The following is a 12821-nucleotide window of genomic DNA, read 5'->3' on the forward strand; positions in this document are numbered from 1 at the left end:
GATGCGGTCAACGGGGCCTGAGGGCGGGTCGCTCCCGGGCTCAGAGCCCGAACAGCGTCGGGATCGCGATCACGCCCGGCCCGAACACCGCGATGACCGCGGCGAGCGTGAGCATGAGCAGGTCGTACTCGGGGCCGCTCTTGGCCGCCCAGTAGGTGCTGTGCCAGCGGAAGATCTGCATGCTCGTCGTGATGAGCATGAGCACCACGACGCCGAGCCCGGCCCACGGGGCGAGGACCCCGCTCGCGAACGACAGCGCGGCCGCCAGTTCGGCGATTGCGACGACCCACGCGACCGGAAGCGGCACCTGGTCGTTCTTCGCGAAGCCGCGGATGTCCTTCAGCTTCAACTGCGACTCGTGCGCGAATGCGACGGTCAGCATCGCGCGCACCAGCAACAGCACGATCGAGGCGAGAAGCCCCGGCCCCGTCACGATCATGAGCATCCCCCCACTCACCGCACCGCCGCGGTCACCCGCACCCGGATGTCTTTCATCAGCGGCTGGTCGCTGCGTGTGCTGTAGTCGTCCGGCCCGATGAGCACGTTCAGCTCGGGCATGTACCCGGCGGCGCTTCCCCGCGGCAGGTCGTAGGCCAGCGCGCGGAAGCTGCGGACCGCGCGTTTCGATCCGTCCTTGGAGGTCGCGACGATGTCGACGAAATCGCCCTCCCGCAGTCCACGATCGCGCATGTCCGCCGCGTTCATGAAGATGAGCTCGCGCAGGTTCTTCACCCCGCGGTAGCGGTCGTTCGCCGTGTAGATCGTCGTGTTCCACTGGTCTTGCGAGCGCATCGTCTGCAGCACGAGCACCTCGGCATCGTCCGGGATCACGTTCGGCAGGGGTGCATGCGAGAACTCCGCCTTGCCCGACGGCGTCCGGAAGTCACGCTCACGTGCGGGCTGCGGGATGCGGAATCCGTAGGGGCGTCGGACGAGTTCGTTGTAGCTCTCGAACCCGTCAAGCACACGCGCCATGACGTCGCGGATGCGGTCGTAGTCGTCGACGTACTCCGCCCAGGGGGTGCGGGAGCCCGGGAGGGTCGCCTGCGCGATGCCGGCGATGATCGCGGGTTCGCTGCGCAGGTGCTCCGACGCGGGCCGACGCATCCCGATCGACAGCTGCACCGAACTCATCGCATCCTCCATGGAGATGCCCTGGATGCCCGAGCGCTGCTCGTCGCGCTCGGTGCGTCCCAGGCACGGGAGGATGAGCGCCTCGCGCCCGTGCACGAGATGGCTGCGGTTGAGCTTCGTGCTCACCTGCACGGTGAGGGCGCAGCCGCGCAGCCCCTCGGCGGTGTAGACGGTGTCGGGTGCGGCGCGAACGAAGTTGCCGCCCATGCCGACGAAGACCTTCACCGAGCCGTCGTGCATGGCCGCGACCGTGTGCACGGTGTCGAGGCCACGCGTTCGCGGCGACCGGATGCCGCAGACCTCGTCGAGCCGGTCGAGCCACGCATCCGTCGGATGATGGTCGATGCCGCATGTGCGGTTGCCCTGCACGTTGCTGTGCCCGCGCACCGGCGAGGGGCCGGTGCCGGGCCGGCCGATGTTGCCGCGCAGGAGCAGGAGATTGACGATCTCGCGCGCCGTCTCGACGCCGTGCTCGTGCTGGCTGACTCCGAGGCACCAGCTGATCACGGTGCGCTCAGAGGCCAGGTAGATCTCCGCCGCCCCTCGGATGGCGGATTCGGCGAGTCCCGATTGGCGGACGAGCTCGTGCCAGTCGGTCGCTTCGACCAGCGCGCGGTACTCCTCGAATCCGTGTGTGTACTGCGCGAGGAACTCGCGGTCGAGCACGTCGGCGTCTGCCTGCGCCGCTTCGAACACCGCCTTCGCCATGCCGCGCACCAGCGCCAAGTCGCCGCCCGGACGCACCTGCAGGTTGCCGGTGCTCGTCCTCGTGGTCTTGAACCTCGCCATGTCGACGATCTCGTGGGGCACGATCGTGCGTGTGGCCCCGGCCTCGACGAGCGGGTTCACGTGCACCACCTGGGCGCCGCGGTTCACCGCGGCCGCGAGCGTCGTGAGCATGCGCGGCGCGTTCGAGGCGGCGTTGACGCCGAAGATGAACAGCGCATCGCACTGCTCCCAGTCGTCGAGATCGGCGGTGCCCTTGCCCGTCGCCAACGACTCGAGCAACGCGCGTCCCGAGGCCTCATGGCACATGTTCGAGCAGTCGGGCAGGTTGTTGGTCCCGAACTCCCGCACCATCAGCTGGTACAGAAAGGATGCCTCGTTGCCGAGCCGACCGGATGTGTAGAACGCCGCCTCGTCGGGGCTCGCGAGGCCGCGCAGGTGGGAGCCGACGAGCGCGAACGCGTCGTCCCAGTCGATCGGGACGTAGTGATCGGTCGCCGCGTCGTACACCATGGGGTGGGTGAGGCGGCCCTGGTCCTCGAGCGCGAAATCGGTCCACTCCGCCAGTTCGGTCACGGTGTGTGCGGCGAAGAAATCCGGCCCGACGCGCTTGCCGGTCATCTCCCATGTGACGTGCTTGATGCCGTTCTCGCAGATGTCCAGGCGCACGCCCTTGTCGTCGGGCCACGCGCAGCCGGGACAGTCGAAGCCGCGGATCGGGTGGTTCATCGTGAACATCGCACGAGTGCCCGTGACCGGTTCCCGCTCCCGCACGAGCACGTCGAGCACCGAGAACGCGGCTCCCCATCCGGCGGCCGGGTGGGTGTAGGGGCGGCTCGACCAGGGTCCATCGGTCGCCGGCCCGAGCCCGCCTTGCCGTGGAACGTCGGGCATCAGCCCGCCAGACGCACCCATATCCGCTCCTTCTCGGACTTCACTTCCCAGACCGGCTCGGACACCGTTGCCGGACCCTGGGCGACCGTGCCGTCGGCCAGCGAGAACCTGCTGCCGTGCCAGGGACACTGCACGCATCCGTTCTCGTCGACAGTGCCCTCGTCGAGCGGCCCTCCCGCGTGCGTGCAGGTCGCCGACAGCGCGTGCACGGCACCGCCGCGCCGAACGAGCACCACCGGCACGCCACCTGCCTCGACCCGCAGCGGCTTGTTCTCGGCGAGATCGCCGTCGGCCGCGACATCCGTCCAGCTCTCCGTCCCCTCCTGGAACGCGGTGTGGTTCACGCCGACGCCGCGCACGAGCGACAGATGGCCGCCGAGATACGCCGAGGCGAGGGTGAGGCCGAGGCCGGCGAGACTGAGCACCGTGCCCACGCCGCGCGAGCCGCGGCGCCGCACCAGCCATGACGAGACCTGCAGCACGAGGGCGGTGCTGTTCAGCGCGGCGTGCACGATCCCGACCCGCTGCTCGGGTCCATAGCTGTCGGACCAATCCGCGGCGCCTGCCGCCGCCGTGGGGATCGAGCTGAGCGCGCCGAACCCGACCAGACGGCGCGCGGCGTCGGAGCCGGCGTCCCCGGAGGTGAGATCGAGGACGGATGCCGCGGTCCACAGGCCGATCGGAACGTCGGTGAGCGCCGGATGCAGTTGGTGGCCGAGCCAGGTTCCCGAAAGCGCGTTCTTGACCGGCGGGCTTCCGGTGACCTTCTTGACGGACGCCGCAACCGGGGCGGACACCCGGTCCAGAGCCTTGAGACCCTCCACGGCACCGATGACGAAGTGAAGACTCCTCCTGAGCTGTCCCACGCCGGACCTCCTCGCACCCGCCCACATCGGCGGTCACCAGCAGGCTACGCCGCGCAGCCCCTCCTGCGACAGCGAGAGGCGGATTCGTCCGTCACGCGACAGGTGTCGCGCCTCCCGCACTGACCATGCGTGTTGCGGGACGTGCTGACCGGCTCGTGAAGCTCGGCCGCCGGTCACCGCGGTGGGGCGTCGCCGGAATCGGGCTCCTCCTGGGTCTCGAGGTCTTCGTCGGGATCGACGAACGAGTCGTCGACCTCGCTCGCCTCCACCGCTTCGTCTGCCTGCTGCTTCGCCTGTGCGAGTTCTTCCTCGCGACGTCGCTTCTCACCGAACATGGATCCGCTCCTCATCCCTCACGTCCATGATCGCGCAGATGTCACTGATCGCCGAGGCCCACCGGACATGACGCGGACGTCGCGACATCCTCCGTCACACGACTGCGCCTGTTCGCGGCGACTGCACCGTCGATCTGTGGCGCCGTCGCCGATCCGTGGCGCAGTCGTGTGGCCGGGACCGTGACGAGCCCGCGCGAGCCCGCGACATCCGTGCCGGCGGCGCGCTACAGTTAGAGAACGCAACGTTCTCTACAGGGAGGCTGCCATGACCGACATCGTCGCACCGCTGTCGTCGTTCGGCGCCGCGGACGTGGCCGCCGTCGGCGGCAAGGCCGCGAACCTGGGCGAGCTGTTGCGAGCGGGCCTCCCGGTGCCGCCCGGGTTCGTCGTGACCACCGCCGCCTACATCGACATCGCGCGGCAGGCGGGCATCGACGTGTTGGTCACCGATCCGGCGACGGCCCCGGCATCCCTGCGACAGGCGATCACAGACGTCGAGGTGCCCGCCGCGGTGCGGGATGCCGTCACCGCGGCGTACGCCCGGCTGGGCGACGACGTGCCCGTGGCCGTGCGTTCGAGCGCCACCGCCGAAGACCTGCCCGGTGCCGCCTTCGCCGGCCAGCAGGACACCTACCTGAACGTCGTCGGCGCGGATGCGGTGGTCGACGCGGTGAGGCGCTGCTGGGCATCGCTGTGGACCGACCGTGCCATCGCCTACCGCCGCGAGCGCCGGATCGACCCCGCCGACGTGCGCATCGCGGTGGTCGTGCAGCGCATGGTCGACGCCGACGTCGCCGGCGTCATGTTCACGGCCGATCCGGCCAGCGGGGCGCGCGATCGCATCGTCGTCGACGCGGGCCAGGGCCTGGGCGAGGCCGTCGTGTCGGGCGAGGTGACCCCCGACCACTACGAGCTCGATGACCGGGGGCACCGCCTGTCGCTGCAGCTGCGACCCGACGGTACGGCACCGTTGCTGGATGCCGCGGACCTGGCCGCACTCGCCGAGCAGGCGCGCGCGATCGCCGGGCACTTCGGCCGCCCGCAAGACATCGAATGGGCGATCGCGCAGGGGCGGGTGTGGATCCTGCAGGCGCGACCGATGACGGCGCTGCCACCACCTCCGCAGCGCCTGAACCGGTTCCAGCGGTTGCAGGCGGCGATCCTGTCCGAGCTGCTGCCCGTGCGCCCGTACCCGATGGACGTGAGCACCCAGGTGCTGCGTGGGCCGGCGCTGCTGATGGCGCAGATGACGCACGAGTACGGCATCGAGGGGCTGTTCACGGGGTTCCTGCGCGAAGAGGACGGCGTCGCGGTGCAGCTCGTCCCGGGCAGCCCGCACCTGTCGCTGCGGGCGCTGGCCACACCGTTCCGACTCATCGCCAAGTCGCGCCGGTTCCACCCGGCCAGCTGGATCGATGACCCACGCCAGCGCGAGTTCCTCGCCCGCATCGACCGGCTCGAGACGCTCGACCTTCCCGCGCTGCCGTGGCGCGAACTCGTGGCGGTGCCCGACCGGGCGTTGTCCGCCCAGGAGCTGTGCCGCGACCTGCGCATCGACTACCTGCCCGGCGCCGGGCTGGCCGTGCTGCGTCTGGTCGTCGTGCTGACGCTGCTGCGCCGACGCCGCCTGCTCGCCGATCTGCTCGGTGGGGCGCGCACCCGCACCGAGGACGGCACCCGGGCGCTCGGCCGGATGGCGGCGCGGCTGCGTGCCGAGCCGGCCCTGCGCGACCGGCTGACCGGCCTCGACGCGCAGGCGGGGTGGCAGCTGGTCGCACACGACGACGACTTCGCCCGGCTGCGCACCGACATCACCGCGTTCCTGCGCGAGTTCGGCCGGCGCGAGACGACCTCTCCCATGCTGATCAGCGCACCGACGCTGGCCGAATCGCCCGATGTCGCCCTCGGCATGGTGCTCGCGCTGGCGGCGGTCGACGCGCATCCGTCGCCCATGTCGCGCTCGGCCGACGCCCTGGCGCGACTGCTCGCGCATCCCCTGCTGCGCTCACCGCGGCGCGCAGCGCGGGTGGCTCGCGCGGTGGCGGCGGCGCAGGATGCCGTCGCGTTCCGCGAAGACACGCACTTCTTCTTCACGGCGTCCCTGCCCACCCTGCGCCGGGCGATCCTCGAGACCGGCCGCCGCATGGCCGATGCCGGTGTGCTCGAGCGCGCCGCCGACATCCTGCACCTGCGATGGGAGGAGGTGTCGCACATCGCCGACGTCGACCGTGTCAGTGCCGCCCAGACGGCCATGCTGCGCGGGTTCGTGACCCGCCGGGCCGCCCGGCGCGCCGTACTGGCGGGTGTGCCGCTGATCGACATGGCGAGCGTGTTCCCGGCTTCGGGGCGCGGCGACGCCCTGGTGACGGGCACGCCCGCGGGGGCGGGCACGGCGACGGGCGTGGCCCGCGTCGTGCACGGCGCGGCGGACTTCGACCGGCTGCAGGCGGGCGAGGTGCTCGTGTGCCCGTACACGAATCCGTCGTGGACGCCGCTGTTCCAGCGCGCCGCGGCCGTCGTGGTCGACACCGGCTCGTCCGCGTCGCACGCGGCCATCGTCGCTCGCGAGTACGGGCTGCCCGCGGTGATGGGCACGGGCAACGGCACCACCGCGATCGCCGACGGCGAGCGCGTCAGAGTCGACGGCACGCGTGGGCGGGTCACGAGGGCGCAGCCGTGAACCCGCCGAGCGACCACCGCAGCGGTCCGCGGCGGCGCGGCGACGCGCTCGTTGCGGCGATCCTCGAGGCGGCGTTGGCGGAGCTGGCCGAGGTCGGCTATGCGCAGGTGACGATGGATGCCGTAGCCCGCCGCGCCGGCGCGAGCAAGGCGTCACTGTACCGGCGCTGGCCGTCGCGGGCGGCCCTGGTGGTCGACGCGGTGTACCGGGTGGCGCCCGACCCCGAGCATCCGCCGGACACCGGTGCGCTGCGCACCGATCTGCTCGAGATGCTGCGTCAGGCCGCCGCCGTGCTGCAGGGGCCGGCGGGCGAGGCGTTGCGCGGGATCATCGCGGAGTCGCGGGACGACGCCGACCGCACCCGGGAGATCCGTGCCCGATCGCAGGGTCGCAATCGCCGCCTCGTGACCGAGCTGGTGCGGCGTGCCGTCGATCGCGGGGAGGTGGCGGCATCCGCTCTCGCCCCGGCGCGGCTCGATGTGCCGGCGGCGCTGCTTCGCCACCACTTTCTGCTCGGCGACCAGGCTCTGGACGACGCCCTGTTCGTCGACCTCGTCGACGAGGTGCTGCTGCCCCTGCTGCGCGCGCCCGGCTGAGCGGGCCTGGTCTCAGTCCACCGGTTCGAGTGCGCGCACCGCCCGCCGCACGTTCCGTACGCGCGACGCGTTCAGCGGATGCGGACGGCACCCGGCTGCACCGTGATGCGCGCCCGGGTGATCTCGCCGAGGTGGTCGCCGTCGACTTCGAACGCGCGGGGTTCGGCCAGTTCGACCTCGAGGATGCGCAGCCGGCGGTGCTCGGTGCTGTCGCTGCTGACGGCGCGCTCATCGCCCGCCGAGGCGGCACCGGGCAGCAGACGCTTCAGTCCGTTGTCCCACACCATGGTGCGCAGGGTGTCCATCCAGCCGGCGACGCCGTCGGCGTTCAGCAACAGCAGGTCGAGTTCGCCGTCGGCGGGGTCGGCGTCGGGCAGCAACGTGATGCCACCTTGCAGCGTGCCGCAGTTGCCGACGATGAGCGTGTGCGCGTGTTGCCCGGTCGGGTCGGCCCCGTCGAGGCCGAGTCGGATGTCGATGACCTCGCTGGCCGAGACGGCGCGCCCGAGCGACTCGACGTAGGCGAGCCAGCCGGCCTTGTCTTTCAGGTCGTCGTCGGTCTCGGTGATCATGTGTGCGTCGATGCCGAATCCGGCCATCACGGCGAACGCGCACCGTCGGTCGCCGGCGGGCCCGGCCACCTCGGCCCAGCCGATGTCGATCGGGCGAGCGGTGCCGGTCAGGGCGCGGGCGAACGCGGCGGCGGTGTCACCGAGCGGGATCTCGAGGTTGCGGGCGAGCAGGTTGCCGGTGCCCAGCGGGATGACGGCCAGGTCGACATCGGCGCCGGTGTCGGCGAGGTGCTCGGCGACCGCGCGGACGGTGCCGTCGCCGCCCGCCGCCGCGACGACGTCGACGCCCGCGTCCAGCGCGGCCTGGGTCGCGGCGCGACCGGGGTCGTCCTCGCTGGTCTCGAACCAGGTCACGTCGACGTCGTGGCCGTCGGCGGCGGCCGTCAGCGCGGCCTCAAGGTCGTCGCGGCCGGTCTTGGACGGATTCCAGACGAGGCCGATGCGGGGGTCGGTCATGGCGGTGCCTTTCGTCGCGGACGGTTGCGACATCCATTCAAGCCGATGCCGGCATCGGCCGCCTGTCTTTCCCGCGCGCACGGCGCGCCACAGTAGGTCGCTGACCTCGGCGCGGTCGTCACCTCTCTCCCCCGCGGGCACGGCGCGCTCGAGTAGGTCGCTGACCTCGGTGCGGTCGTCGCCTCTCCCCCGCGGGCACGGCGCGCCGCCGACGTCTCTTCCGCACCGGCGCGCCCCGCGGCGACGGTCGCCGCCTGTTGCGGGATGAGGATCGTCTGAGCGACGACACGTGGTGAACGTGAGCGTTCGGAGCCGTCGAAGACGGCCCCGACGCGCGGTTCAGGGCATGGCGGCGAGGGCTCCGACGATCGCGTCGCCGACACGGTCGGCGGGCAGGGCGCCGACCTCGTGCTGCAGGGTGCCGAAGGTCGCGGGATCCCAGTCGAGTCCGAGCGCGTCATTGACCTCGAGCAGCACATCGCTCAGGTGGGCGACGGCGCGAAGCGGCAGCATCCCGCTGAGCAGACGTGCGCCGCGCACGGCGCGCTGGGATGTACCGACGAGCTTGGCCCGGCCACGGGCGTTGACGCTGAACTCGCCCGGGCAGTACTCCCCCGGCACGGGTCCGATGCGGGCGTCGACGCCGAGTCTGGAAAGTGCCGCCACGAGGGCGGTGCCGGCGCGGGCGAACTGGCGCTGTTGATCGGCGAGGTCGTCTTCGCGCTCGATCAGGTCGAACACGAGGCACGACTCGTCGTAGGCGACGGCACGTCCGCCGGTGGGACGGATGACGGGTGTGAAGCCCCGTCGGCGCGCGGCGTCGGCGGCGCGCCCGAATCCGGGCATCCGGCTCTCACGACGGCTCATCGCGACCGTGGGCGGCGGCACGTACAGTCGCACGACGCGGGCGTCGGCGATCACACCCGATGCGACCGCACGCAGCAGCTCGACGGAGCGGTCGAGAAGGGATGCCGCGCCGCCGGACTCGCGTTCGCGGATCACGCGGGTCGCCGGCGCGGGCTGCAGGGCGGTCACGTCCTCAGCCTGCCACGGTCCGGCGCAGCCTACGGCCCGCGCGTCACGTCACGTCGAATGTGGCCATGATGAACTGGCCGGTCTGGTGGACGCTCGTGAGTCGAAGCCGGGTCGAGTCGAAACCTCCCGGAAGCAATGGCGCTCCGGATCCGAGCGTGACCGGCGCGATGGACAGGCGGATCTCATCCAGGTGTCCGATCTTCGCGAACTCTGCGGCAAGCGCACCGCCGCCGATCACCCAGACGTCCCCGTCGCCTGCCGCGGTGAGGATGCGGTCGATGTGGTCGGCGGGCGGTCCGCTGACGAAGGTGATGTCGGCGCCGGGCACGACGGGCAGATCCGTCCGGGTGGTGAACACGAAGGTCTTGCGGTCGCCGTAGAACTTCTGCCACTTCTCGGGGTGCGCGATGAGATCCTCATGCTCGATCAGCCATCGGTACGTGGTGGAGCCTTCCACCTGCACGGTGACGCCCGAGACGAATTGCTCGCCTTCGGCGATGGCCTCTCGGCCGCCCTCGACCGCGAAGAGCCAGTCGAGGGAGTCGTTCGAATCAGCGAGGTAGCCGTCCAGAGACGTCGAGGTGTAGTAGACGATCCGGGTCATCTGCTCACCCCCGGTCGACGCGCGCTCTCTTCGCTCGTCACGGATCCGAACAGCTGCCAGGCGCCGGCCCGGGCGAGTGCCAGCGGGTCGGTGTCGCCGAGGGCTCCGGAGAGGAAAAGCGATGCGATGCCGTGGACCAGACCCCACGCGGCCTGACGGGCCTGCGCCTCGGGGGTCCGGAGCTGCTCCCGGCCCAGAGTCGCCATTCCGGACGTCAGGGCTGCTGCCGCACGGTCGCGCTGTTCGCGAAGGCCCGCGGTCTCCTCCAGCAGGTCCGGCCGGAACATGACGGCGTAATGCCCCGGCTTCTCCAGAGCGAATCGCACGTACGCCACTGCCGTCTCCACGAACTCCCCACGCTCGACGGACGGCGCGAGAGCATCGGCCAGAGCCTCGAACCCCTCCATCGCCAGGGCCGTGAACAGTCCTCGTCGTGAGCCGAAGTGATGTGCGGGGGCGCCGTGTGTCACGCCGGCACGGCGCGCCAGCTCGCGCAATGACAGTGTCTCCGGCCCGTTCCGGGCGATCTCGTCCGCGGCGGCGGACAGCAGATGCTCGCGGAGCCTGCCGTGATGGTAGGTGTCGACCACACCCGGCAGTCTAATCGAGCATCTAGACATTGACAAGATCACGCGCGGTGGTCCACTATCTATGCACTGACTAGATGAAAGGCACGTCATGGTTCCTCTGATCATCCTGACCGTGGTCTCGCTGGCGGCCCGAGCGGTCGGCGCATTCGGGCTCGACGCCCTGAACTCCTGGTCGGCGGCTCTGGCCGTGGGGCTGGCGGTGATGTTCACGGTGACCGCGATATCCCATTGGGTGCAGCCGCGACGGGACGGGCTGATCGCGATCGTGCCGACGTGGGTGCCGCATCCGAGCCTCGTCGTCACGGTCACGGGCGCACTGGAGCTTCTGGGCGCACTCGGCCTGCTGGTGCCGGCGACTCGCGTCGTCGCGGCGATCTGCCTCGCGGCGCTCCTGGTCGCGATGTTCCCCGCCAATGTGCGCGCCGCGCACGGTGTCGATCATCCCGCGGCCCCGACCACGCCGCTTGCGTTGCGCACCGCACTGCAGGTGATCTTCGTCGCCGCCGCCGTGTTCGTCGCCGTCGCCGGCATGGCGCCACGGCAATGACCGCCGTCGTACTGCGCCCGATGACCCAGCAGGACGTCCCCGTCGTCAGCACCATCTGGGCGACCGCCTGGCGCGACGGTCATGCCGGTCACGTCGATCCCGCACTCGAGAGCATCCGCACCCCTGAGTCGTTCCTCCCGCGCGCCGAACGCCGGGTGCCGCTCACCGTCGTCGCCGAACGGGCAGGCGACGTGGTGGGATTCGCCACCGTCGTCGACGATGAGGTCGAAGAGCTGTTCGTCGACGGCCGGGCACGCGGCACAGGCATCGCGATCGCGCTGCTTCGAGAGGCGGAGGAGCGCATCGCTTCGGAGGGCTGGTCGGATGGGTGGCTGGCTGTGGTCTCCGGCAACTCCCGCGCCCGTCGCTTCTACGAGCGCGAGGGATGGCGCGACACCGGGCCGCTGCTCTATGCGGCCGAGGGACCGGAAGGACCCGTCCTCGTGCCGTGCCGACGATACGAGCGACGTCTGAGGGGATGACGATTCGAGGGATGCCTGAGGGCCGAGCACCCGTGCCCGTCATGGCTCGGCGCGACGGACGACCCGCCCGGCGAAGGGCTTCCGCCGAGCGGTCTACGGTTCGACGACCGGCGGTCGGCGCAGGACGAGCGCCGCCATCGCCACGAGCGAGGCCACCGTGAGAGCCAGCGCCGCGGGACCGAGCGCTCCCACGCCGGCTGTCGCGATGAGTCCCCCGCCCAGGGCGGAGCCGCCGGCGATCCCGATGTTGAGCACGACCACGAAGAGGCTCGTCGCCAGTGGACGGAATCCCGGTGACGCGGTTCGAGCGACCCGGGCTTGGAACACCGGAGGCAGACCGCCGATCCCGAAGCCGACGAGCGCGGCGCCGACGGCGGCCAGCGGCTGAGGGAAGGCGGACGGGGGTGCGACGGTGATCAGCAGCACTCCGGCGGGCACGGTCGCCACCAGCACGAGCAGCGTGGCGCTGGGGTGGCGGTCACTGACCGCCCCGCCGATCATGAGCGCGACCGCACCCGCGATCCCGGCGGCCAGGAGGACTCCGCTGGCGGAACCGGCGCTGATTCGGGCGGCTGAAAGCGTCGGAACGATGTAGGCGTAGAGGGTCATGTAGCCGGTGAGCAGCAGGGCCCCGACGGACAGCAGCGCGCCGACGGGGACGGCCGTACGGTCGAGTCGCCGCCCAGAGGCCTGGGTCGAGCCGGCGTCAGCGAGCCGAGGCAAGCTCCGCGACAGTGCGAGCGCAGAGACGGCCAGCATGCCGGCCGCGCCCGCGAAGGCCCATTGCCAGGCTCCCGCGGCCGCCAGCGCCGCCCCCACCGGTACGCCCAGGACGGATGCGAGCGTGCCGCCGCCGAGGACGATGGCCATCGCGCGCCCGAGTCGCTCTGGCGGGACCAGCGTGGGGACGTACGCGAAGACGACGGACCAGGAGACGGCCGCGCTCAGGGCCGACACGATGCGCGCTACGACCGTCACGCCGTAGACGGGCACGGTCGCGACGACGAGTGTCGCAGCGGCGAAGACCAGTACGGAGCCGATGAGCAGCGGCTTGCGCGGGACGGCGCGGGTGGCTCTGACGACCGGGACCGTCCCGACCACGATCGTCAGCGCCCACACCGAGACGAGGACGCCGATCGCTGAGGGGTCGACATCGAGCGTCGACGACATTCCGAGGATCAGCGCGGGTGGAAGCAACTCCGTGCTCACCGATGCGAAGAGGACGAGCCCGAGGCTGAGAAGCAGTGCCCGGGTGCGTCGGGTGGACAATGAGAGGTCGGCGGTCGCCGTGGACGGGGTCATGT

General features: G+C 71.3%; 13 protein-coding genes. 4 read left to right on the forward strand and 9 right to left on the reverse strand.

Annotation, left to right across the window (positions count from 1 at the left end; genetic code table 11):
• Window positions 1-40: 40 nt before the first annotated feature.
• From H577_RS0105955 to H577_RS17810, 4 genes are all read right to left on the reverse strand, one after another.
• Window positions 41-445 (reverse strand): DoxX family protein, encoded by a 405-nt coding sequence (locus tag H577_RS0105955; RefSeq protein WP_036283970.1) that lies wholly within the window; start codon window positions 443-445, stop codon window positions 41-43.
• Window positions 446-453: 8 nt separating this feature from the next.
• Window positions 454-2775, reverse strand: a complete 2322-nt coding sequence (locus H577_RS0105960) for an FdhF/YdeP family oxidoreductase (RefSeq protein ID WP_029145183.1) — start codon at window positions 2773-2775, stop codon at window positions 454-456.
• On the reverse strand, window positions 2754-3620 hold the full coding sequence (locus H577_RS15340) for a Rieske (2Fe-2S) protein (protein ID WP_036283972.1): 867 nt from the start codon (window positions 3618-3620) through the stop codon (window positions 2754-2756). Before H577_RS15340 ends, H577_RS0105960 begins: the two co-directional genes overlap by 22 nt.
• A 173-nt stretch (window positions 3621-3793) precedes the next feature.
• Entirely contained in the window at window positions 3794-3955 is a 162-nt protein-coding gene (locus tag H577_RS17810) for a hypothetical protein (protein WP_169566251.1), read from the reverse strand.
• A gap of 265 nt (window positions 3956-4220) precedes the next feature.
• Here H577_RS17810 and H577_RS17915 point away from each other — a divergent pair, with 265 nt between their 5' ends.
• Window positions 4221-6635 carry a PEP/pyruvate-binding domain-containing protein gene (locus tag H577_RS17915; protein WP_029145184.1) on the forward strand — a complete coding sequence of 805 codons (2415 nt, stop codon included), beginning with the start codon at window positions 4221-4223 and terminating at the stop codon, window positions 6633-6635.
• Window positions 6632-7231: a TetR/AcrR family transcriptional regulator gene (locus tag H577_RS17920; protein ID WP_029145185.1), complete on the forward strand. Its 600-nt coding sequence runs from the start codon at window positions 6632-6634 to the stop codon at window positions 7229-7231. Before H577_RS17915 ends, H577_RS17920 begins: the two co-directional genes overlap by 4 nt.
• Before the next feature lie 71 nt (window positions 7232-7302).
• On the opposite strand, the gene H577_RS0105985 is transcribed toward H577_RS17920, so the two are convergent.
• The 4 genes from H577_RS0105985 to H577_RS15350 form a co-directional block, all read right to left on the reverse strand.
• Complete coding sequence (locus tag H577_RS0105985) at window positions 7303-8259, reverse strand: diacylglycerol/lipid kinase family protein (protein ID WP_029145186.1); 957 nt, start codon at window positions 8257-8259, stop codon at window positions 7303-7305.
• A 339-nt stretch (window positions 8260-8598) separates the two neighbouring features.
• Entirely contained in the window at window positions 8599-9294 is a 696-nt protein-coding gene (locus tag H577_RS15345; protein ID WP_051191798.1) for a lipoate--protein ligase family protein, read from the reverse strand.
• A 43-nt stretch (window positions 9295-9337) separates the two neighbouring features.
• Window positions 9338-9898 carry a dihydrofolate reductase family protein gene (locus H577_RS0105995; RefSeq protein WP_029145187.1) on the reverse strand — a complete coding sequence of 187 codons (561 nt, stop codon included), beginning with the start codon at window positions 9896-9898 and terminating at the stop codon, window positions 9338-9340.
• Window positions 9895-10488: a TetR/AcrR family transcriptional regulator gene (locus H577_RS15350; protein WP_245570342.1), complete on the reverse strand. Its 594-nt coding sequence runs from the start codon at window positions 10486-10488 to the stop codon at window positions 9895-9897. The genes H577_RS0105995 and H577_RS15350 overlap by 4 nt, the downstream gene beginning before the upstream one ends.
• Window positions 10489-10576: 88 nt before the next feature.
• Here H577_RS15350 and H577_RS0106005 point away from each other — a divergent pair, with 88 nt between their 5' ends.
• The gene (locus H577_RS0106005; RefSeq protein WP_029145188.1) at window positions 10577-11035 is read left to right on the forward strand and encodes a DoxX family protein; all 459 of its coding nucleotides are present in this window, start codon (window positions 10577-10579) and stop codon (window positions 11033-11035) included.
• A complete protein-coding gene (locus H577_RS0106010; RefSeq protein ID WP_029145189.1) occupies window positions 11032-11517 on the forward strand; it encodes a GNAT family N-acetyltransferase in 486 nt (161 codons plus the stop codon). Before H577_RS0106005 ends, H577_RS0106010 begins: the two co-directional genes overlap by 4 nt.
• 93 nt (window positions 11518-11610) lie before the next feature.
• Here H577_RS0106010 and H577_RS0106015 read toward each other — a convergent pair whose 3' ends face one another.
• Window positions 11611-12819, reverse strand: coding sequence for an MFS transporter (locus H577_RS0106015; protein WP_029145190.1), 1209 nt, complete (start codon window positions 12817-12819; stop codon window positions 11611-11613).
• Between the last annotated feature and the right edge of the window lie 2 nt (window positions 12820-12821).

Origin of the sequence: Microbacterium luticocti DSM 19459, assembly GCF_000422405.1 — a bacterium.
Classification (GTDB): Bacteria; Actinomycetota; Actinomycetes; order Actinomycetales; family Microbacteriaceae; genus Microbacterium; species Microbacterium luticocti.